The sequence below is a fragment of the Proteus columbae genome, from assembly GCF_002777965.1.
In the GTDB taxonomy this organism is placed as follows: Bacteria; Pseudomonadota; Gammaproteobacteria; order Enterobacterales; family Enterobacteriaceae; genus Proteus; species Proteus columbae.
In genome coordinates, this window is sequence record NZ_NGVR01000009.1 from 238,573 (window position 1) to 262,569 (window position 23,997).

The window sequence follows — 23,997 nt, forward strand, 5'->3', positions numbered from 1 at the left end:
AACCTAATTATGCTTTACCCGAGCGAAGAAAAATTATATGCACCGATTGAATGGCAGGATTGTTCTGAAGGTTTTGAAGATATCCTCTATCATAAATCAGTCGATGGCATTGCAAAAATTACGATTAACCGCCCGCAAGTACGTAATGCTTTCCGTCCTTTGACAGTGAAAGAGATGATCCAAGCTTTAGCTGATGCTCGTTATGATGATGCAATTGGTACAATCATTTTAACGGGTGCCGGTGAGAAAGCATTCTGTGCAGGTGGTGACCAAAAAATTCGTGGAGACTACGGCGGATACCGTGATGATAGCGGTACACATCACCTGAACGTGTTGGATTTCCAACGCCAAATCCGTACTTGCCCGAAACCTGTTGTAGCAATGGTCGCGGGTTATTCTATCGGTGGTGGCCATGTGCTTCATATGATGTGTGACTTAACCATCGCCGCCGAAAATGCGATTTTTGGTCAAACAGGGCCTAAAGTAGGTTCTTTCGATGGTGGCTGGGGCGCTTCTTATATGGCGCGTATTGTTGGTCAAAAGAAAGCCCGCGAAATCTGGTTCTTATGCCGTCAATATGATGCAAAAGAAGCACTGGAAATGGGATTAGTAAATACCGTTGTTCCTTATGCTGACCTTGAAAAAGAAACGGTTCGTTGGTGTCGTGAGATGCTGGAAAACAGCCCAATGGCATTGCGTTGCTTAAAAGCGGCATTAAATGCAGATTGTGATGGTCAAGCGGGTCTTCAAGAATTAGCGGGTAATGCAACCATGCTGTTCTATATGACTGATGAAGGTCAAGAAGGTCGTAACGCCTTTAACGAAAAACGTCAACCTGATTTCTCTCGATTTAAACGTAACCCATAATGAGAAACGCCAAACTCTATTCATTCAGCCTTCCTGTTGATGCAGGCGTTGTTCTGCGTTATCAAAGGCTAAAATCGCGTGATGGCTTTCTTGTCTGTTTAGAGCAAAATGGCAAACAAGGATGGGGTGAAATTTCACCTCTTCCTGAGTTTAGCCGTGAAACTTTAGAACAAGCGCAAGAAGCTGCACAATCTTGGTTAACAGCTTGGTGTGCGGGTGAAAACCCTGTTCATAGTGAACTACCAAGTGTGGCTTTTGGTATTAGCTGTGCATTAGCAGAGCTTGATAATACGTTGCCACAAGATGCAAATTATCGTGCTGCACCTTTATGTAATGGCGATCCTGATGATTTGATTTTAAGCCTTAACGATATGGAAGGTGAAAAAGTCGCTAAAATTAAAGTTGGGTTATATGAAGCAGTGCGTGATGGCATTGTGGTTAACCTGTTATTAGAAGCCATTCCAGACTTAAAACTCAGACTTGATGCCAATCGAAGCTGGACACCTGTAAAAGCAGAAGGCTTTGCGAAATATGTTAATCCGCAATGGCGAGATCGCATTGCATTCTTAGAAGAGCCATGTAAAACACCTGAAGAGTCACTGGCCTTTTCACAAGTAACAGGGATTAACATCGCTTGGGATGAGACTGTACGAGACGACGGTTTTGAAGTAAAACCACAACCCGGTGTCACTACCATTGTAATAAAACCTACGCTGGTGGGAAGCCTTGAGCGCTGTCAATCTTTAGTTGAACAAGCCCATGCCTTAGGACTTGATGCGATTATCAGCTCTAGCATTGAAAGTAGTTTTGGATTGACTCAATTGGCAAGAATTGCGCAGTGGTTAACGCCTAATAGCATTCCGGGGCTAGATACAGTTGATTTAATTAAACAACAACTTATTCGTCCTTGGCCAAATGTGGATATTCCGCTTATCTCTCTTGAACAGCTAGAGACAGTATGGCAACAGTAGTTCAATTTACACAATGGCCGTGGCATCACTGGGCGCAATTTAGTCCAAATGAAACGGCCATCATTTCAGGTATTTCACCTATCACATGGCATCAACTAAGTTGTCATATTAATCACTTAGCTGATAATTTTGCGAAACAAGGGGTTGGTACACAAAGCACAGTATTGTTGCGTGGAAAAAATCATCTCAATCTTGTTTTTACTTTACTCGCTGTTTTTCAATGTGGTGCGAAGGTTTTACCTTTAAATCCACAACTTCCAAAATCTTTACTTGATGATTTATTGCCTCATTTAAATATTGATTTTTATGCTGATCTGAGTGAATCAACGCTAGATCTAGATGCAACTTTGCTTGATCTTAATGGTGTTGAGTTTGATAACACACCACGTCAACATAAAAATGAAATAGAAGATGTACAGTGGGAGCCATCTCGTATGGCAACACTTATTTTGACATCAGGTTCATCGGGTTTACCTAAAGCTGCCGTTCATTCGTTTGCTGCGCATCTTTGCAGTGCGGAAGGTGTTTTATCATTAATGCCTTTTGAAAAAGGCGATAGCTGGTTGCTCTCTTTGCCTTTATTTCATGTTTCAGGGCAAGGAATATTTTGGCGCTGGTTACTACGTGGTGCAACGCTGGTAGTGCGTGAAATGCATCCTTTTGTTGATGCTTTACAAGGTTGTACTCATGCTTCTTTAGTACCCACACAACTTTGGCGTTTCTTACAAAATAGCCCTCAACAAGATAATCAACAAACAATCACCTTAAAATCGGTTTTATTAGGTGGTGCGATGATCCCCATTGAATTAACGCAAGAAGCAGAACATAAGGGAATTCAATGCTGGTGTGGGTATGGTATGACAGAAATGGCATCCACAGTTTGTGCTAAACGTGCCGATGGTAAAGCAGGAGTAGGGCTACCATTAAAAGGCAAAGATGTAAGATTAATTGATGATGAGATCCAAATTAAATCAGACAGTATTGCTTTAGGCTATTGGTTTGACGGTAAATTAAAACCGTTATTGTTCACTGTCGATGGCTGGTATTCAACACGCGATAAAGGCGATTTTATCTCTGGCGAATGGTGTGTTTTAGGACGCTTGGACAATCTTTTTTTCAGTGCGGGTGAAGGTATTCAACCGGAAGATATAGAAAAAATTCTTAATACACATCCAAGTGTTAGCCAGTCTTTTGTTGTCCCTATTGATGATGCAGAATTTGGGCAACGTCCTGTCGCGGTTGTCGATGCTGATATTGAAATAATTAATCAATTACCACAGTGGTATCACTCTCGATTAGCCGGATTTCAACGACCAGTTGCTTGTTTACAACTTCCTGAAAGCCTTAAAAATGGCGGAATTAAAATCTCCCGTAAACAAGTGCAAGAGTGGGTGAAAACACAATTAGGGTAATAAATCACCTTAACTCGTGACATTTAATCGATAGTATTATTAATTTAAGCAATAATAATATTTTAAATGAAATAGTTAACTTGTTTATATTTGTGTTTTTTTTTAAATACTATTATTTATAAATTTGTAAAATAAAACCTTAATTTAATTATTAATAAGGTTTTTTATGAGTATAAAAAATAAAGAAAAAACAGCGGGGTTTAATGCGGTTTTTAATATAATGAAGAACACAATGCCTATGCTGAATTGGGAGAGTGAAAATTTATATAAAGAGACCACTAAAATAACATTTAGCTTTCCTGATTGGAGTCAATTAAGAGGCAAAGAATATAAAACATTGACAACAATGAATGAATCTCAAAGAAAAATAGTAAAAGAATCATTGCAACAATATAGTGATATTGCAAACATTGAGTTTATAGAAAAAGACACTCTGTATGATACACATATTAAATTTGGTATTTATAATAATATAAATGAAATAACTAGTAGTCATTATTTTCTTATGGAAGGTGTTGCCTCTTATTATAATAAAAATTTAGATTTGAATAAAGAAATAAATAAAGTTTCAGATTATGATAGAGATGGTCAAGTTTGGATTAATATATCCAAAACAAAGCTGATAACAAGAATGAAAAAAGTGCAGGAAACAGAAGAAGGAAAACAGAAATTAGAATCCTTTAAAGAGAATGCGGATGGTATAGCAACTTATTTTCAAGAAGGGAAAAAAGGCTATGTATTATATGAGAATCTTAATGCTAATGGACATATAGAAAATCAAGAGGAAATGTTTAATCTTGGAGCAAAAGTAAGAATGAACTATATACATGAAATAGGGCATGCTCTTGGTCTACCTCATCCTTTTAGTGAGAATTCTGGATCACCAGATGTCGAAGAAAATAGCCTAAAATACTCAGTGATGGCATATACAAAACCGAAAGAAGAACAGGCTAATTTTGGTGATAATTCTCCCATGACCCCATTAATATTGGATATATTTGCTATCCAACAATTGTATGGGAAAAATATGACTACCCGAATTGGTGATACTGTTTATGGGTTTAATTCTAATACAGAAAGAGATTTTTATAGTTTACATTCTGTTAATGATGTTTTGGTTAGCTGTATTTGGGATGCGGGAGGTAATGATACCTTAGATTTTTCTCAATATGATGTTGACCAAAAAATCGATTTAAATGAAGGTGCTTTCTCTGATGTAGGGGGGCTACGTTGTAATCTTTCTATTGCATACGATGTTGTTATTGAAAATGCTAAAGGGGGACTGAAAGACGATTATATTATAGGAAATAGTGCTGATAACTGCTTATGGGGAAATAAAGGAAATGACACATTATTAGGCCGAGGAGGTAACGATACATTATATGGTGGTTTAGGTAATGATATTCTTCTCGGTGGTGATGGCGATGATATTCTCTTCGGTGAAGCTGGTGATGACACTCTTTTCAGTGGTAACGGTGATGATCTATTATACGCGGGATCTGGTGATGATATATTAATCGTAAATGCAGGAAATAATATTCTGGATGGGGGATCTGGTAATGATATCTTTATCATCAATAACGGTAATAATATAATTAATGGAAACGAAGGGCGAGATGTCTTTATTTTTAATTTATCAGAAGGGATGAGTAGTCAAAATATTATTTTTGATTTTAATGATAAAGATGATGTTATATTATTCAAGTCAGGAGAAAATAACAAGATTATTAATCCGAAGTTAGTGAAAACATTTACAGAAAATAAAAATGAATTAATGTTAAATTATGATGTTAATAAAACATCTATACAGATTATGACAACGGAAAATTCAAATAAACCTGACTTGGTGATTAATATTACAGGCCAATTTAGTTACGATGAGTTTTTTTGTTAAAGAATGAAATTATTAATTTAGCAATAAAAGAAAACCTCCTAATTACCAATTTAACTAGGAGGTTTGTTTTGCCGAGTTGCTCACAAGGCTTTTTATTATGCGATTATTTAGCGTCTTTTTTTGCTAATGCTTTCATTGCTTTTTCAACGCCCGCACCATATTCAGGATGGACTTTCTTAAATAGGGCAATTTGACGTTTTTGCGTGTCTTTACTTGCCTGAATTAATTCACCCGCAATACGTGCAAACATACGTTGATGCTCTTCATCACTCAGTAATTCATACAGCGCACGAGGTTGACTGAAATAATCTTCATCTTCACGATGGTTCCAGTGATCAGCTGCACCTTCGATAGATAATGGTGGTTCTTTAAAATTAGGCTGCTCTTGGAACATGCCGCCATTATTTGGCTCATACGTAATGCCACTGCCGCTATTACCATCAACACGCATTGCGCCATCACGATGATAGTTATGGAATGGACATTTTGGTGAATTCACTGGGATTTGATGATGATTAACACCCAAACGATAGCGATGTGCATCACCATAAGAGAATAGACGGCCTTGTAACATTTTATCTGGTGAAAAACCAATACCCGGAACGATGTTAGCTGGGCTAAATGCCGCTTGCTCTACATCGGAGAAATAATTTTCAGGATTACGGTTTAATTCAAAATAACCCACATCGATTAATGGGTAATCTGCATGAGGCCAAACTTTAGTTAAATCAAAAGGATTATAAGGGACTTTTGAGGCTTCTTTTTCTGGCATCACTTGAATTTGTAAATTCCAACGAGGGAAATCACCACGTTCAATCGCATCAAATAAGTCACGCTGTGAGCTTTCTCTGTCTTTACCTACCAGTGCTTCAGCTTCATCATCCATTAAGTTTTTAATACCTTGTTGACAACGGAAGTGAAATTTAACCCAGAAACGTTCATTATCTTTGTTAATAAAGCTATAAGTATGGCTACCAAAGCCGTGAATAAAACGATAACTTTGTGGTAAACCACGGTCGCTCATATCAATGGTTAATTGGTGTAATGCTTCAGGTAAATGAGAGAAAAAGTCCCATTTATAAGCTAAATTACGCAAATTAGTTTTAGGGTCACGTTTTACAACGTGGTTTAAGTCAGGGAATTTCAGGGCATCACGAAGATAGAAAACAGGCGTGTTATTACCCACCATATCCCAGTTACCTTCTTCGGTATAAAATTTTAACGCAAAGCCACGAATATCACGTTCGGCGTCTGCTGCACCTCTTTCACCCGCAACAGTGGAAAAGCGAGCAAACATCTCTGTTTTTTTGCCCACTTTAGAGAATATTTTAGCACGAGTATATTTTGTAATGTCGTGAGTCACTTTGAATGTACCAAAAGCGCCAGAGCCTTTTGCGTGCATACGTCTTTCAGGAATAACTTCACGATCGAAGTGAGCAAGTTTTTCTAGAAACCAGACATCTTGAAGTAACATTGGGCCACGAGGGCCTGCTGTCATCGAGTTATTATTATCTACAACCGGCGCGCCAGACGCTGTTGTTAGCTTTTTCTTTTCCATCACATATCTCCAGTTTATGAAATAATGAACGTTCTAAAAAATAGCATGTGTGAATAAAACGAAGCGAACAGCCTTATACTTATTATGGTTAATATTGACTGTAATTCCACTTTAGCAATAATAAACTCATTAATAAAACCAATTAGACCAATAACATTGATAGACGTAACTTATTTACATAGATTGAAAATTCTACAGATTAGCTTTCAATTTTAGCTAAAGTTGTTTAATAAATTTGTTGTATAATTATAAGTTAGGACAATTATTTGCTGGAGTAATAACAATGAAAAAATATTTATTGGTCGGCGCTGTAAGTGCGTTATTTATGGCTGGTAATGCAAATGCAGTATCAATGAATATTCAAGCGGGTAAGCATTACACTGATGTTCGTGCGGGTTTAGGCGATCCTAACGCAGGGCTATCTTTCAATGGTAACTGGGCACGTAGTGATCATGATGGTCAGACGGGTAGCCTAGGTGCAAAATTCGCATTACCATTAGGGCCATTCTCAGCGAGTGTTGGAGGTAAAGCACTCTACTTATCACCAAAAAATGGTGATGATGGTGCTGCACTAGCAGGTGGTGTAGGTTTAAATTGGAATGTATTCCCTTCATTGAATGTTTATGGTGAAGCTTATGCTTCTCCTGAAGGATTAACCTCTGGCAGCAAATCTTATTATGAAGCCGATGTGGGTGCTCAATTAACGGTATTTAAACCACTGCATGTTAATGCGGGTTACCGTGTGATTGAAATCGAAAACTCACATAATAGAAGTAATAATAAAATTGCTGATGGTTTCTATGTTGGAGCTGGTTTAAGCTTCTAATTTAGAAAAAGTAGAAAGATCAAATAAAAAGCAGGTGTTGAGAAAAATCAACACCTGCTTTTTTTGTTGTTTGTATCAGTGCGTATTTAGCCGACTTGTGGTAATACACCAAAAGTAATAGCGATTTGAATACCAATTACGACAAGACCACAAATAAACACAACTGCCAATATTCCTGTTCCGCCTTTGACTCTGTATTTATCAGCGCTGTTCTGTTCTTGTCTGACTTTCCATACTAATAAAGCAGGTAACAGTAGGGCTAAAATAGACAGGGCAATAGCGGCGTATGCTAATGCTTGTACAAAGTTAGGAAAATAAAGCGCACATAATAAAGGAGGCACAAACGTTAATAGGCTTGATTGCATACGTCCAGTTGCACGATTACTGCGTTTGAATAGATCCGCAAGATAATCAAATAGACCTAATGCAACACCAAGAAATGAGGTGGCTAATGCTAGTGCAGCAAATAGGTTTACTGCAATATTAACACGGGGTGTTGCAACAACATCACGGATAGCAGTAAGCAGACCATTTAAGCCAGATTGTTGCGCCATAATTCCCATAAATGTATTTGTTGGGATAGCACCTAGTGTGGCTATTTGCCATAAAATATAAGCAATAAGAGGAATAGCACTACCTATAATGAAGATAATACGTAGCTTTTTAATATCCCCATTCATATAACTTACGATGCTTGGCACACTACCATGAAAACCAAATGAGGTAAAAATAACAGGAATAGCAGAAAGAATAAGCCCATAAGCCACTGGCATTGAGGTGAGATTTACTGACTCAACGTGAGGCAACATCACAATCAACATGAAGATGAGAAAGAAGACTTTCGCAGTGAACAACATACGGTTAATCATATCAACAGATGTTGTACCAATTCCTACCACCGCTCCGCCAATCACTGTAAAGATAATGATACCTTGTGTGACAGAAAGCTCATGACCAATCCAAGACGAGAGTGTGGATGAGAGTAGTTCACCAGCACCACTAATATAAGCAGTTGTTAGCGCATACATTAATAGCAATAGTGCAAGTCCTGTGATCACTTGACCACCAACACCAAGATAGCGCTTTGCAATAGAGCCAAGACCAGTATGAGGATCATTGTATTGATAAACTTCCACCAGCAGTAATGCGGTGTAACTCATTAATAGCCATAAGCCAACGAGCAATAACAGCATGGTGCTAAAACCAATACCCACAGCAGCCAGCGGCATTGCCAGCATACCTGCCCCAATTGTTGTTCCTGCAACAATAAAAACACTGCCTATAGTGCGATTCTTCACAAGATCCTCTGTTCAATAGACTATTTTATTTACTTAAAAAGCAGAGTATAAGAATGGTAAATTTCTGTCAAATTTTAATTACGTATAGTGTAACGATTTGTTTACAAAAATAATATTATGAATAAAAAAACGCCAATCATAAATATGAATTGGCGCTTTAAGAGAGAGGTTTATAAGAGCGTTAATCGTCAAGCTCTACCATTCGTCTTATTTGATCACGATTAATTTGTTTAATTTGTCCGGTTTCTGAATCTTTGTAGGTAATTAATCCTGTCGCTTCATCTTCTTGGGGTTTATCTGTCGTTAAAATTGTTTCCCCAGTTACTGTTTCTATTTTTTGTGGGCTTGAACAGCCTGCGACTAGCAGAATTGATGTGGAAATAGCAACGACGGATAAAATAGAACTTAATTTCATAATACTTTTCCTTTTTTATCAATGTTATTTGTAACTTTAGTCAAAGATGAACAATAGTGTTAGGAAAAAGCAAAAATTAAGATAATTCAAATTATTCAGAGCAAATTTCTATTTCGATATCGCTAATGGGATGACAACTACAGGGGAGTATTTCATCCGCTTGGATAAACGCTAAAGGCTCATTGCGATAACAAACTTTGCCTTTCACTAAACGTAGACGACAAGAGCCGCAATAGCCTTCACGACATTGGTATTCGACTTGGACTTTCCCATGTTCTAATGCATCAAGCAAAGAGGGATGGGTGTCAGTATGAAATTCTAAAGGTGTTGAAAGACCCTGCTGATACAGGGTCACTTTATGAGATGCCATAACGTATCGGTGTTATTTCTCAGTATTACAGTTCAAAGTTACTTAAGTCATCAGTATCAACTTGTGAATCGATTTGACCCACGAGGTAAGAACTGACTTCAACTTCTTGAGGTGCAACTTGAACGTTGTCAGACACTAACCATGCATTGATCCATGGAATAGGGTTAGAGCGTGCTTTAAATGGTAATTTAAGACCCACTGCTTGCATACGAATATTAGTAATATATTCAACATATTGGCAAAGGATATCTTTATTTAAACCAATCATCGAGCCTTCAGAGAATAGGTATTCAGCCCACTCTTTTTCTTGCTCAGCGGCTTCAACAAACAGGTCATAACACTCTTGCTCACATTCTGCGGCTATTTCTGCCATTTCAGGATCATCTTGACCTGAACGCAGTAAATTCAGCATGTGCTGTGTTCCCGTTAAGTGTAGCGCTTCGTCACGCGCAATTAATCTAATGATCTTCGCGTTACCTTCCATCAGTTCACGCTCAGCAAAGGCAAATGAACAGGCAAAGCTAACGTAGAAGCGAATAGCTTCGAGTGCGTTGACGCTCATTAAGCACAGATAAAGCTGTTTTTTTAACTTGCGTAACGTGACATGAACGGTTTTACCTTTAACCTGATGGTCGCCTTCACCATACATGTGATAAAGGTTTGTCAGCTTGATTAACTCATCATAATAAGAAGAAATATCACGCGCACGTTTTAAAATTTCTTCATTTTCAACGATATCATCAAACACAACTGACGGATCGTTAACAATATTACGAATAATATGAGTATAAGAGCGTGAGTGAATGGTTTCAGAGAATGACCATGTTTCAACCCATGTCTCTAACTCAGGGATTGAGATTAAAGGTAAGAATGCCACGTTAGGGCTTCTTCCTTGAATCGAATCCAACAGAGTTTGATATTTTAAGTTACTAATAAAAATATGTTTTTCATGATCAGGCAACGCATTATAGTCAATACGATCACGAGAAACGTCCACTTCTTCTGGACGCCAGAAGAAGGAGAGCTGTTTTTCAATTAGCTTTTCAAAAATAGGATATTTTTGCTGATCATAACGCGCTACGTTAACAGGCTGCCCAAAAAACATGGGCTCCTGAAGTTGATCATTTTTAACTTGTGAAAAAGTAGTATAAGACATAGCTTCCTCAATTAAATTTTACACGCGCCGCCTTCACAATCTGAATCTTCCGTCTCAACGACTTCTTCCAGATCACCCTGTACATCGTCTGCACCGTCACGGGTATTGTGATAATAAAGTGTTTTCACACCATATTTGTAAGCGAGCAGCAAATCTTTCAGCAGTTGGTTCATTGGAACCTTACCGCTAGGGAAACGAGTAGGATCGTAGTTAGTGTTTGCTGAAATTGCTTGGTCAACGAATTTTTGCATAATGCCCACTAACTGCAAGTAACCTTCAATACTTGGCATTTGCCACAGTAATTCATAAGCGCCTTTCAAACGCTCATACTCAGGAACCACTTGACGTAAAATACCGTCTTTAGAGGCTTTAATACTGATATAACCACGAGGTGGTTCGATACCATTTGTTGCATTCGAAATCTGTGAAGATGTTTCTGATGGCATCAGTGCAGACAGCGTTGAGTTACGTAAACCGTACTCTTTAATGTCTTTACGTAAACCTTCCCAATCGTAATGTAGAGGCTCTTTTGTCAGTACATCCAATGATTTTTTATAGGTATCAATAGGTAAAATACCTTCAGCGTAAGTGGTTTCATTAAACCATGGGCATGCGCCTTGTTCTTTCGCTAATTCATTAGATGCTTTTAATAAATAGTATTGAATTGCTTCAAATGCACGATGGGTTAAGTTATTTGCACTACCATCAGAGTAGCGAACACCGTGTTTTGCTAAATAATAAGCAAAGTTAATAACACCAATACCTAGGGTACGACGACCCATTGCACCTTGTTTTGCCGCTAAAATTGGATAATCTTGGTAATCTAACAGTGCATCCAATGAACGAACGGCTAAACGTGCAAGTTCTTCTAAATCATCAAGATTTTCAATTGCGCCTAAGTTAAATGCAGATAACGTACACAGTGCAATTTCACCATTAGGATCTTTAATATCATTTAATGGTTTAGTTGGCAGTGCAATTTCTAAGCATAAGTTTGATTGGCGAATTGGTGCAACAGCCGGATCAAATGGGCTATGTGTATTACAATGGTCAACGTTCTGAATGTAGATACGGCCAGTCGAGGCACGTTCTTGCATCATTAATGAGAATAACTCAACCGCTTTAACTTGTTTTTGGCGGATGCTCTTATCTTTCTCATACTGTACATATAAACGTTCAAATTCATCTTGATTAGCAAAGAATGCATCATATAAACCTGGAACATCAGAAGGGCTGAATAAAGTAATATCCTGACCTTTGATTAAACGTTCATACATTAATTTATTTAACTGAACGCCGTAATCTAAATGACGAACACGGTTATCATCAACACCACGGTTATTTTTCAATACCAGCAGGCTTTCAACTTCTAAATGCCATAATGGGTAGAACAAGGTTGCCGCACCACCACGAACACCACCTTGCGAGCAAGATTTTACCGCAGTCTGGAAGTGTTTATAGAACGGGATACAACCTGTGTGGAATGCTTCACCATTACGAATAGCACTACCTAATGCACGAATACGACCTGCATTAATACCAATACCTGCACGCTGAGAAACATATTTCACAATGGCACTTGATGTCGCATTGATAGAATCAAGGCTGTCGTCGCACTCAATTAAAACACAAGAGCTAAATTGACGAGTTGGTGTTCTTACACCCGCCATGATTGGTGTTGGTAATGAGATTTTAAAGGTTGAAATCGCATTATAGAAGCGTTCGATATAGTCCATACGTGTTGCTTGTGGATAACGAGAGAACAAGCAAGCTGCAACTAAAACATATAAGAACTGTGCGCTTTCGTAAATTTCACCTGTAATACGGTTTTGAACGAAGTATTTACCTTCTAATTGTTTAACCGCAGCGTAGGAGAAATTCATATCACGTTGATGAACAATAAAGTTATTCATCTGTTCGAACTCTTCTTGCGTGTAATCTTCAAGAAGATGACGATCGTATTTGCCTAAATCGACTAATTTTTTAACGTGATCATATAGTGCTGGTGGCTCAAATTGGCCATACGCTTTTTTACGTAAATTAAATACGGCAAGACGGGCAGCGAGATACTGATAATCAGGCGTTTCACCAGAGATTAAGTCTGCAGCAGCTTTTACCAGCGTTTCATGGATATCAGCAGTTTTGATACCATCATAAAACTGAATCTGAGAACGTAATTCAACTTGAGATACTGAGACATTTTCTAGACCTTCAGCGGCCCAGGCGATAACACGGTGAATTTTGTCTAAGTCAATGCGTTCTTTATGACCATCACGTTTTGTAACGAGCAGGCTGTGATTCATGAGCGATGCACCTTTCTTGCATTAGTGTTACCTGAAATTTTATACCGCAAAAAAACGCTCCCGATGACAATCTGTGTCAAGGAGTCTTGTGGTGTGAAATTTAAGGAAACACAATATATAGGGGTTGGTTCAAATGGTGATAACAAGATAAAGGTAATTGAGAGATTGATCAAGTGTACAAATCTGATTGTTTCTGTGGATAAATAGGGGATAAATTTTTTAACAACTGCCTGTACCCTGCATAAATACAGGCAGTAAGAAACACAAATTCAAGTGACAACGATGTAAAGTCAATTTTAAAAAATGTGATCGTTTGATGTTTTATTAAACCAAATCAAACTTTCAGTTTCATGAATTCGAGTTATGTGTCGATTGTGTGTGCACCATATAATTCACATCGACATTTGGCGCTAATCGGAATTTGTCAGTGATCGGGTTATAATGTAAACCAATCATATTTTTGCTACGTAAATCGGTTTCATCAACCCAACTAAGTAATTCTGATGGGCGAATAAACTTATTAGCATCATGTGTGCCCTTAGGTACCATATTCAGAATATACTCCGCACCTACCACCAGCATTAGCCACGCTTTTTTATTCCGATTGATGGTTGAGAAGAAAACATGTCCACCAGGTTTTACTAGTTTTGCACAGGCTCTTACAACAGATGATGGATCAGGAACGTGTTCTAACATCTCCATACAGGTAACGACGTCGTAAGTTTGTGGGTTTTCATGCGCGTGGTTTTCAACGGTATCTTGAATGTAAGTGACAGGGATACCTGATTCTAAAGAGTGCAAACGAGCAACTTGTAAAGGTTCAGCACCCATATCAAGTCCTGTCACTTCTGCGCCCACACACGCCATGCTTTCAGACAAAATACCGCCACCACAACCGACATCTAGGATTTTTTTTCCGAATAGGCCGTCTGCGCGTTCTTGAATATAGTTGAGTCTTAGTGGGTTGATGCGGTGTAATGGCTTAAATTCACCTTCAAGATCCCACCACCGTGATGCGACGCTTTCAAACTTGTCGATTTCATGCTGATCCACGTTAGCATGTAAAGAGGTTGTTTTATCATTCATCAGAAAGTATTACTCCTATTTTCATATTGCCATGATTCTACCAACGTTAGACGGTGAAATCGAAGAGAATAGCGAAAGGATCATTAATTTAGTTGTTTCCTTTTTCCAAAAATTGGCGATTTGTGGTATAGTTCTAAACCTTTGAATCCGTAGTATGAGGGACAGTGGCTCCATGAGCGACATTGCCAGAGAAATCACACCAGTTAATATCGAAGAAGAGCTGAAAAGCTCATATTTGGATTATGCGATGTCTGTTATTGTAGGACGCGCATTACCCGATGTTCGAGACGGACTGAAGCCAGTACACCGCCGAGTGCTTTTCGCGATGAATGTACTAGGAAACGATTGGAATAAACCTTATAAAAAATCAGCCCGTGTTGTTGGGGATGTTATCGGTAAATATCACCCGCACGGTGACAGTGCTGTTTATGAAACGATTGTTCGTTTAGCACAGCCTTTTTCTATGCGTTACATGTTGGTTGACGGGCAGGGTAACTTCGGGTCAGTTGATGGTGACTCGGCGGCTGCGATGCGTTATACCGAAGTTCGTATGGCGAAAATCGCCCATGAACTGCTGGCGGATTTGGAAAAAGAAACGGTTGATTTTGTTCCTAACTATGATGGAACAGAACATATTCCGGCAGTAATGCCAACCCGTATTCCAAACTTGTTAGTCAATGGTTCTTCAGGGATTGCGGTAGGGATGGCAACAAATATTCCTCCACATAATCTAGGCGAAGTTATCGACGGGTGTCTTGCTTACGTTGATAACGAAGACATCACGATTGAAGAGTTGATGGAACATATTACGGGGCCTGATTTCCCGACTGCCGCTATTATTAATGGTCGCAGAGGAATTTTAGATGCTTACCGTACTGGTCGCGGAAAAATTTATATCCGTGCTCAGGCTGATATCGAAACTGATGAGAAAACAGGTCGCGAAACTATTATCGTGACAGAAATTCCTTATCAGGTGAATAAAGCTCGCTTAATTGAAAAAATTGCAGAGCTTGTTAAAGATAAGCGTATTGAAGGTATTAGCGGATTACGTGACGAGTCTGATAAAGACGGTATGCGTATTGTCGTTGAAATCAAACGTGATGCTGTGGGTGAAGTGGTATTAAATCACTTATTCTCACAAACACAAATGCAGGTTTCTTTCGGTATTAATATGGTTGCGCTTCACCAAGGCCAGCCAAAATTATTAAATTTAAAAGAAATTATCTCTGCCTTTATTCGTCACCGTCGTGAAGTTGTTACTCGTCGTACTATTTACGAATTACGTAAAGCACGTGACCGCGCCCATATCTTAGAAGCACTAGCTGTTGCCTTGGCGAACATTGACCCAGTTATTGAAATGATCCGTCAAGCACCAAATCCAGCAGAAGCAAAAGCGGCATTAATCGCACAACCTTGGGATTTAGGTAGCGTTTCTACCATGTTAGAGCGTGCTGGTGACAGCAACGTTGCTCGTCCTGAATGGTTAGAACCACAATATGGCGTGCATGACGGTAAGTACTATCTAACAGAACAACAAGCTCAGGCTATTTTGGATCTGCGTTTGCAGAAACTGACAGGTCTTGAACATGAAAAACTGTTAGATGAATATCGTGAGTTATTACTCCAAATTGCTGAGCTATTACATATCTTAAGAAGCCCAGAGCGTCTGATGGAAGTCATTCGTGAAGAGCTAAATGCGATTAAAGATCAATATAACGATCCTCGTCGTACTGAGATCACTGAAAATACGGCTGATATTAATATTGAAGACTTGATCAATGAAGAAAATGTTGTTGTGACACTTTCTCACCAAGGCTACGTTAAATATCAACCGCTTACTGATTACGAGGCACAGCGTCGTGGCGGTAAAGGTAAATCAGCAGCAAGAATTAAAGAAGAAGACTTTATTGATCGCTTATTGGTGGCTAACACCCATGACACCATTTTGTGCTTCTCAAGCCGTGGTCGTCTCTACTGGATGAAAGTTTACCAGTTACCAGAAGCAAGTCGTGGTGCTCGTGGTCGTCCAATTATCAACTTATTACCTCTTGAGCAAAATGAACGTATTACCGCTATTTTGCCAGTAAGAGAGTATGAAGAAGGTAAGTTTGTCTTTATGGCAACGGCAAGCGGAACCGTGAAGAAAACACCTCTGCAAGATTTCAGCCGTCCTCGTAGTGCAGGTATCATTGCCGTTAATTTAAATGAAGGCGATGAGTTAATTGGTGTTGATTTAACCGATAGCACTAACGAAGTTATGTTGTTCTCTGCGGAAGGTAAAGTGGTTCGCTTTGCAGAAGATTGTGTTCGCCCAATGGGACGTACTGCGACAGGTGTTCGTGGTATGAAACTGAGCGATGACGATAAAGTGGTTTCACTCATCATCCCTCGTGGTGAAGGTGATATCTTAACCGTAACTGAAAATGGTTATGGTAAACGTACTGCTCAAAGCGAATACCCAACGAAAAATCGTGCAACACAAGGCGTTATCTCTATTAAAGTGAGTGAGCGTAACGGTAAAGTTGTTGGTGCAATTCAAGTTGAAGAAACTGACCAGATTATGATGATCACTAATGCGGGTACATTAGTTCGTACTCGTGTTTCTGAAGTCAGCATTGTTGGACGTAATACACAAGGTGTTACCTTAATTCGAACAACAGAAGGTGAGTTGGTTGTTGGCTTGCAACGTGTTGAAGATGAAGATGATGCATTAGATGACGATGAAGTTAATGAAGTTATTAACGAAGAGTCATCAGAAGCACCGGATTCAGATTTGGCAGATGATGCGGACGAAGAATAATATTTATCATTATTGTGATGTATAAATAAAAGAAAGCAGGCATAATTGCCTGCTTTTTTTATGTGGTAGGATCAGTTCATCATCAGAAAAAATTATCTTGATGATAAAGATCATATCATTCAGACATACAGTAACTTCTGCTAGAATAGAATAAGTTTCTTGTGCGGTAGGAATATTGATTAGGGTGGTTGTTTGAGATATCTCTCGTCCTTTAAAACATCGTTAAAAATTTCCCGCTACCTTTTTCGCATATTAGGTATTATGTTGTGGGCGATGGGTGCATTGCTAACCATGTTTTACCTTATCAATATCTTCAATGATACTAAGTCTGATATTCGGCAAGAGTATAGTAATAACTACACTAATCTCCTTGGTTTTTTTAGGCAAACCTCCGGCACTATCCGTGATTTACAATACCTCGCAGAACGTCACCAAGAACAAATTAACTTAAACCCGAGTATGAAAAACTCATTATTTTATGAAGGGCCATTTTCACTTCATAAGCTTAATGAAACCGCAGATTGTGAATTATTTAAAGGGCAAACAAACAACTATTTCCGCTCATTTAACAGTATTTTATATTATTGGAAAGATAATACTCCGGCCTTACAAGGGATAAACCAAGTCTTTATGGTTGGCTCCCATAGCATGTGTATGATTAACTTCCCTTTGCGCGCATCCCCTGTTGATACTGAAATGTTGAAAAAGATGGTTTACGAAAATACACGTAACTACGTCAATCAACGTGCACAAGGTAAAGAAGTTAACCAATATTGGATAGTGCCAGATGCAAAAGGGGATAGTGGCATTTTATATGTTATGTCACCCGTTTATGCTTCAGGTAAATTTATTGGCCTGATTGGTATCGAAAGGGCTATTCGTCTTGAATATTTTTCTCCTGCCAAAGATAGAGTAATTTCAATTCACCTTCTTAATAGTAGAAATACCACTGTTTTAAGCTATCCAGCAGAAAATAACTATCACGCAGTTAAACAAGTTCCAGATGTCAGCGCCCCTTATTTTGGTTTTGATGAAGACTTTAGCGATTTAGTTGCTAAGCGTAAATTATTGCCTTCATCTTTTAGTGTGGTGTATTCATTGCCACTTAAGCAAATTTTAAATGAATTCAAATTCACGATTGTTAATGCGCTGATCTTAAATATTATCTCAGCCATTATGATTTTTATCTTCGTATGGATCTTTGAGAGAAAAATATTCTCCCCAGCTGAAAATAATGCCTCTCGTCTAGAAGAGCACGAGCAGTTTAACCATAAGATTGTGGCATCAGCGCCGGTTGGGATTAGTATTCTTAGAATACGTGATGGCATGATTATTTTAAGTAACGAACTAGCACATAACTATTTTCGTTTACTTAGCCACAGCGATAAACAAAATATCCTCTCTATTATTGCTGAAAAAAGTAGCAATATGGTCGATGTCGTGACCAACAATCGTAATCATTTGCAAATAAGCTTTGTTAATTCACGTTATCAAAATGAAGATGTGGCTATCTGTGTTTTGGTGGATATCAGCGCGCGGGTTAAAATGGAGCGCTCACTACAAAATATGGCGACAGCTGCGGAGCAAGCTAACCAAGCTAAATCGATGTTCTTGGCAACTGTCAGCCATGAATTACGAACACCACTTTATGGCATTATTGGTAATTTAGAGTTATTACAATCCCTTACGCAAAGCGATGATACTGCCCGATTATTAAAAACGATGGATAACTCCTCATCGTTATTACTAAAAATTATTAGTGATATCCTCGATTTCTCGAAAATTGAATCTAAACAGTTAAAAATTGATATTAAGCCATTTAATTGTCGCCAAGTGCTCTCTTTTGTTATCTCTAACTATTTACCTTTGATTGCAAAAAAAGACTTGGCTATTTACTGTTTTATCGAGCCTGATGTACCTAAAATTGTAAATAGTGATCCTGTTCGTGTGCAACAAGTTATCTCTAATCTGTTGAATAACAGTATTAAATTTACCACAACCGGATGTATTACCTTGCATCTTTATAAAGATGATTATTATCTCTATTTCGATATTCACGATACAGGGCGAGGGATCAGCGACAAAGCATTACATGAGCTTTTTGAGCCATTCTTCCAAGTATCTCAAAATACAGAAAGTGCATCAGAAGGAACTGGGTTAGGTTTAGCTATTTGTGAAAAGCTGATCAACTTAATGGATGGGGATATCAGCGTTGTTTCCCAAGAAGATATTGGTAGCCGTTTTACGGTTCGCATACCACTTTATGGTGCTTTAGAAGCAATAGAGCCTTCTTCTAAACGGAATATTTATAAAGAAAGTAATGTTCGTTGTTTTATTGATATTAAAAACCTTTATTTAGAAGGCTTTATTGGTCGATACCTTCGTTATTTTGGTTTGAGTTGTGAATTACTTACTGAAGAAGTGGTGATATCTTCAACCGATTTTATTATCACAGATTACGATGTACCAAGAAAAGATAATTGCCAATTTATTAGGATCAATGAGCATTACTTTGAGCCATCTAAGAAAATAGCTGAAAACGTATGGGTATGCAGTACTTATAAACTAAATGAATTAACAAAAATAATACTGCAATTGCCACAAAATAGAGTTGAAGCAAATTGTGTGGAGATGGTGGAGCAAAATGCTGATTGTAGCTTACAAACCTTAACCGTCCTGATTGTCGATGATCACCCAATAAACCGCTTATTGTTGACCGATCAATTGAAAAAAATTGGTTTTAATACCGCAACAGCAGAAGATGGCTGTGACGCATTAACGTATTTAGCTAAAAATCATGTTGATATTGTTCTGACTGATGTCAATATGCCAAACATGAATGGTTATCAGCTGGCAACACATATAAGAGAAATTGGCAGTAATATGCCTGTGATAGGTGTGACGGCGAATGCGATTGCAGAAGAGAAGCAACGCTGTATTGATGCAGGAATGAATGATTGCGTATCTAAACCTGTTTCGCTCTCTATTTTAAGAGAAGTGTTGGTGAAACATATTCCTAAAGAATAATTCTAGATAGTGAGCGATAAAACGAGTAAACAAACAAAGACTAATTTATTAGTCTTTGTTTGTTTTGAGTCAAAATAAGGCAAAAATGACGTAATCACAAAGCATTTTGATAGATAAGATGAAGCAAAGCTCAGTCATAATAAGACAAATTGATTAATAGGCGAGTGAGAAAGTCTCTGTAACAGTCTGTAAGCGCCAAACCGAGTAAAGGTATGATATCCAAGCCATGCAGCTTATAAGGTGCTTCTGAACAGGAAATATTTGCAAGGAGAGAGAGAAATTAACCCAAAGAGAATGAGGGATAAATAGCAAAAGCCAAAAAGCAGAGAAGCTCTCACAACGGGTTGAGCTTCCTGATTTTATCGGTGCGACTAAAGTAACTACGGTGAAATTAATCTGGACCGTTAATTTCCTTATCAATAGTCACTGATGACAAGTAATTAAGTAATGCGATATCATTATCGACACCTAATTTCATCATGGCTGATTTTTTCTGACTACTAATCGTTTTAATACTACGATTAAGTTTTTTCGCGATTTCAGTCACAAGGAAGCCTTCAGCAAATAATCTCAGCACTTCACTTTCTTTTGGTGATAAACGCTTATCGCCATAACCATTCGCATTAACTTTTTCAAGCAGTTTCGCAACGCTTTCAGGCATAAATTTCTTACCTTTTTGTAGCGCAGCCAATGCTTTTGGTAGATCAGTCGGAGCACCTTGCTTAAGCACAATACCTTCAATTTCAAGATCAAGAACTGCGCTCAAAATAGCTGGGTTGTTATTCATTGTTAGTACAATAATCGACAAATTAGGATAATGTCTTTTGATGTACTTAATGAGTGTTATACCATCACCATACTTATCGCCAGGCATAGACAAGTCAGTAATTAAAGCATCAACATTTAACTTAGGTAAGTTATTGATAAGTGAAGTTGAATCTTCAAATTCACCTACAACATTGACCCATTCAATTTGTTCTAAAGATTTACGAATACCGAATAAAACGATTGGGTGATCATCGGCAATAATAATATTAAGGTTATTCATGTTTAATTGTTACCTTGCTGCAGCAACTGTTGAATCCATTTATCCAGTTGAGTGATACGTTCTTTGATCTCTAATTCATTATGATTTTTTATGTCATGCTCTAAATATTCACAGCTTTCTCTGAGATATTCTAAATCTAACATGGCAAAAACCCCTTTTAGACGATGAGCTGTCTGGGCTAGAGAATGAAAGTCTTTATTTGTTGCTTCTAAGTGTAGTTTTTCAACATCAATAGGAACAGTACTGATAAATAGTTCCTTATAATCACTACCATTCAACTTCTTCCTATAATTATTAAGAATTACTTCGTATTTATCAAGGTTATTATTTTCATCCCAAATACTCTCTTTAGTTGTATCTAGGGAAAATGACTCATTTTCTTCAATTAAATAAGTAATAGCCTCTATTAAAGGATCACCGAAGTTATAGTTACACTTTATTAAATCTTTTGATATTTTTTCAAATCCAACAATAGAGCTCATTAATAATATTGTTGGGGATTCAGGATTATCATTCGGCGTATCCCTAAGTATGATATCGTATTCAGGATAAAGATTCTCTCTATTTTTATCAAAGTATGTCGCGCCATATTTATCAAGCTGTTGGCAGATGATTTTTTCTATTTCAGGGTTTTTTATGGCGAGTTTTGCGTTTATTCCCTCTAATAATACGTTAAAAGTTCGTTCTTCCGTATCTATATGCTGGTATGGGAGTACAATTCGGAAATGAGAACCAATACTTTCTTGGCTCTTAATCGTTAATTCTCCCTGTATTTTATTACACAGCAAATGACATAAATAAAAAATGATACCTGAATTAGAATAATATTTATCTCCCATTGCTTGGCCTAAGAATGGGTATTTTATATTAGCAATATCTTGAGGTGTAAGCCCGCTTCCACTATCAATAATATCAATAAGTATCTCTTCTTTATCTTTATTTTTAACTAAATTCAGATTAACCGTTATCTTTCCATAATTAGTCGTGCTAATGGCATAATTAATCAATGATAAAATAATCTTACTTAAAGCAGGACCATCGTTAATTAAAAGTAAACCAGGTCTTATATTATTGTGGAAATAAAGTGTTAGGCCTTTTCTTATCATAAAAGGTGATGCTGTTATCAGAATAGATTCAACTAATGTTGATAGTTCAAATTCATCCTTATGAATTTTCCATTCTTGATTTTCTAACTTATTAATTAATGTAATGTTTTCTATCCACTCAGAAATGTAATTTGTTTTCTCTAATAATAAGCTAAGCAATTGTTGATGAGTGTCTTCGGGTAATAATTCTTTGAATTGATAAACCATCTCATTTATATCTTTGATGGGACGCATTAATTCTAATGACATATTAGATAAGATCTTGCGTCGTGCGATGGTGTTTTTCTCATATTCTTGCTGTGCAAGTTGTAATTTTTTATTGATTAGTGCTTCGTTATCTTTATTCAGAAATATGAATAATGATGTATTGTCAATATTGTTATTATTACTTGTTCTTATTTCATAAATTTCGTTGTTGATAGCTGTTTGGATTAAGCCATTGTGCTCAACTGCCATTTGGCGGATCTTAGATAAATCGATATGAGGCAGTAATTTTTCCGCATGACTATTACTAATAATCTTATGGTTAGAGGAAAAATTATAGACAAGTAATCCTATCGGAAGGTTTGAAATGATGTCGTTTGTCATCTCTTCTTTGATCCGTAGATTACGTGTCATAGAGATATAAGGGAAAACGTACTTATTACGGATATAGATATGGCCAAAAACAGAGATAGAAATAAATACCAGTAGGCTAATTAACAACCAAATATTTTTATAAGCAATCTCTTTTATAATCGACTTCATCGGATATTCATAAGAGAGTGAATATGGGATCCCAGTAATTGGTTGAGAAAAAATTAGTGAAGAGCCGTCGGTTGATATTTCAATATTATTTTTGTCATAAACAGATTGCTGACCAGTTGGAAGCAATCTTAAGTTGTGCGGAGACAGCTCTGAAGGCAAGAAATTATTGATAGGTAAATCAAATGCCACTACGCTAGTTAACTGACCCGGCACATTAAACATAATACGATAAGTGTAGTAGTAGATGTTTTCCGTAGACATCTTCCTAATAGGGGAAAGGCTCTCTTTTTCATCTAATGCAGTTGATTGCATCAATAACTCAGAGCGTTTATTTTCAGCCGTTAATGTTAAGTAGCTTTCTTTGTAACGGATCTCTGGTTTAAGCACAGAATGAGTCGTAATTAAGATAAGATCATTACCTTTACCATTTAGATAATAAAGTGAACTGTAATCATTACGCACACCCCAAAGAATTTCGAGTGAATTTGCAAATCGTTGTGCTAACTGAAAGGTTTGCTCATTAGGTTTACCAAATATAATGGAATCTACAGTTTGGTCCCGTTCTTCAAGCCAAAATACATCAGAACGTAATTTTATTGGATTAAGTTGCAATACAGGAAACGTCGAGGTATCGGCTATTTTATTTGATAACTGAAAAAGTTGATTAGAGTGGTAACGATAATCTTCAACCTGTCGAGCGAATTTGTTAGTTGTATTGTTAATAGCGTTTTTTTTGCTATCTAGCCAAGTGTCAAAATAACTGTAAGCGTATAGAAAAAGCGATATGACCATAAAAAGAAGAAACAGGGCATATAGGCGAGTTAGTGTATTTGGCTTGAGTTGGTTCAATGTACGCATTCAGTTTGCGAGCCTTTAAGAGACAATGTAATTAAAAATAGAAAAATTGAATAAACAATCACCATTATTCAGTCATTATATTAACAGGTTATCACTTTAAAAGGGATATTCGGATGAACTTTGAGCAAACAAACAAAAAAATCCCATTTTTTTACAATCTAAGCTAGACAGCGAGGTCAGAGATAGGCATAATTCCGCGCTATGGAAGGATGGCCGAGTGGCTGAAGGCAGCGGTCTTGAAAACCGCCGATGGGA

At 37.5% G+C, this 23,997-nt stretch carries 16 protein-coding genes; 7 read left to right on the forward strand and 9 right to left on the reverse strand.

Annotation, left to right across the window (positions count from 1 at the left end):
* Positions 1-9 precede the first annotated feature (9 nt).
* The 4 genes from menB (at position 10) to CBE70_RS18605 (ending at position 5,144) form a co-directional block, all read left to right on the forward strand.
* Positions 10-867, forward strand: coding sequence for a 1,4-dihydroxy-2-naphthoyl-CoA synthase (gene menB, locus CBE70_RS05190; RefSeq protein ID WP_100158491.1), 858 nt, complete (start codon positions 10-12; stop codon positions 865-867).
* Positions 867-1,838 carry an o-succinylbenzoate synthase gene (gene menC / locus CBE70_RS05195; RefSeq protein WP_100158492.1) on the forward strand — a complete coding sequence of 324 codons (972 nt, stop codon included), beginning with the start codon at positions 867-869 and terminating at the stop codon, positions 1,836-1,838. The genes menB and menC overlap by 1 nt, the downstream gene beginning before the upstream one ends.
* The gene (gene menE, locus CBE70_RS05200) at positions 1,826-3,250 is read left to right on the forward strand and encodes an o-succinylbenzoate--CoA ligase (RefSeq protein ID WP_100158493.1); all 1,425 of its coding nucleotides are present in this window, start codon (positions 1,826-1,828) and stop codon (positions 3,248-3,250) included. The genes menC and menE overlap by 13 nt, the downstream gene beginning before the upstream one ends.
* Positions 3,251-3,416: 166 nt before the next feature.
* The gene (locus tag CBE70_RS18605) at positions 3,417-5,144 is read left to right on the forward strand and encodes a M10 family metallopeptidase C-terminal domain-containing protein (protein ID WP_100158494.1); all 1,728 of its coding nucleotides are present in this window, start codon (positions 3,417-3,419) and stop codon (positions 5,142-5,144) included.
* Between the two features lie 103 nt (positions 5,145-5,247).
* Here the strand turns inward: CBE70_RS18605 and CBE70_RS05210 are convergent, their stop codons facing one another.
* Positions 5,248-6,702 carry a catalase gene (locus tag CBE70_RS05210; RefSeq protein ID WP_100158495.1) on the reverse strand — a complete coding sequence of 485 codons (1,455 nt, stop codon included), beginning with the start codon at positions 6,700-6,702 and terminating at the stop codon, positions 5,248-5,250.
* 283 nt (positions 6,703-6,985) lie between these two features.
* Between CBE70_RS05210 and CBE70_RS05215 the strand changes: the two genes are divergently transcribed.
* A complete protein-coding gene (locus CBE70_RS05215) occupies positions 6,986-7,528 on the forward strand; it encodes a YfaZ family outer membrane protein (RefSeq protein WP_100158496.1) in 543 nt (180 codons plus the stop codon).
* Between the two features lie 86 nt (positions 7,529-7,614).
* Here the strand turns inward: CBE70_RS05215 and tyrP are convergent, their stop codons facing one another.
* From tyrP to ubiG, 6 genes are all read right to left on the reverse strand, one after another.
* A complete protein-coding gene (gene tyrP, locus CBE70_RS05220) occupies positions 7,615-8,826 on the reverse strand; it encodes a tyrosine transporter TyrP (RefSeq protein ID WP_100158497.1) in 1,212 nt (403 codons plus the stop codon).
* A gap of 181 nt (positions 8,827-9,007) precedes the next feature.
* Positions 9,008-9,241 carry a YgdI/YgdR family lipoprotein gene (locus CBE70_RS05225; protein ID WP_100158498.1) on the reverse strand — a complete coding sequence of 78 codons (234 nt, stop codon included), beginning with the start codon at positions 9,239-9,241 and terminating at the stop codon, positions 9,008-9,010.
* A gap of 91 nt (positions 9,242-9,332) precedes the next feature.
* The gene (gene yfaE / locus CBE70_RS05230; RefSeq protein ID WP_100158499.1) at positions 9,333-9,611 is read right to left on the reverse strand and encodes a class I ribonucleotide reductase maintenance protein YfaE; all 279 of its coding nucleotides are present in this window, start codon (positions 9,609-9,611) and stop codon (positions 9,333-9,335) included.
* 25 nt (positions 9,612-9,636) lie between these two features.
* On the reverse strand, positions 9,637-10,767 hold the full coding sequence (gene nrdB / locus CBE70_RS05235) for a class Ia ribonucleoside-diphosphate reductase subunit beta (protein WP_075670676.1): 1,131 nt from the start codon (positions 10,765-10,767) through the stop codon (positions 9,637-9,639).
* Between the two features lie 11 nt (positions 10,768-10,778).
* Entirely contained in the window at positions 10,779-13,070 is a 2,292-nt protein-coding gene (gene nrdA, locus CBE70_RS05240) for a class 1a ribonucleoside-diphosphate reductase subunit alpha (RefSeq protein ID WP_100158500.1), read from the reverse strand.
* A 348-nt stretch (positions 13,071-13,418) separates the two neighbouring features.
* A complete protein-coding gene (gene ubiG, locus CBE70_RS05250) occupies positions 13,419-14,156 on the reverse strand; it encodes a bifunctional 2-polyprenyl-6-hydroxyphenol methylase/3-demethylubiquinol 3-O-methyltransferase UbiG (protein ID WP_100158501.1) in 738 nt (245 codons plus the stop codon).
* Between the two features lie 172 nt (positions 14,157-14,328).
* Here ubiG and gyrA point away from each other — a divergent pair, with 172 nt between their 5' ends.
* Both gyrA and rcsC read left to right on the forward strand, forming a co-directional pair.
* Positions 14,329-16,956 carry a DNA topoisomerase (ATP-hydrolyzing) subunit A gene (gyrA, locus tag CBE70_RS05255; protein ID WP_100158502.1) on the forward strand — a complete coding sequence of 876 codons (2,628 nt, stop codon included), beginning with the start codon at positions 14,329-14,331 and terminating at the stop codon, positions 16,954-16,956.
* A 192-nt stretch (positions 16,957-17,148) separates the two neighbouring features.
* Positions 17,149-19,983: a two-component system sensor histidine kinase RcsC gene (gene rcsC / locus CBE70_RS05260; RefSeq protein ID WP_100158503.1), complete on the forward strand. Its 2,835-nt coding sequence runs from the start codon at positions 17,149-17,151 to the stop codon at positions 19,981-19,983.
* A gap of 391 nt (positions 19,984-20,374) precedes the next feature.
* On the opposite strand, the gene rcsB is transcribed toward rcsC, so the two are convergent.
* Positions 20,375-21,031, reverse strand: a complete 657-nt coding sequence (gene rcsB / locus CBE70_RS05265) for a response regulator transcription factor RcsB (RefSeq protein WP_006533269.1) — start codon at positions 21,029-21,031, stop codon at positions 20,375-20,377.
* Positions 21,032-21,033: 2 nt separating this feature from the next.
* Positions 21,034-23,742, reverse strand: a complete 2,709-nt coding sequence (gene rcsD / locus CBE70_RS05270; protein ID WP_100158504.1) for a phosphotransferase RcsD — start codon at positions 23,740-23,742, stop codon at positions 21,034-21,036.
* Positions 23,743-23,997: the final 255 nt, after the last annotated feature.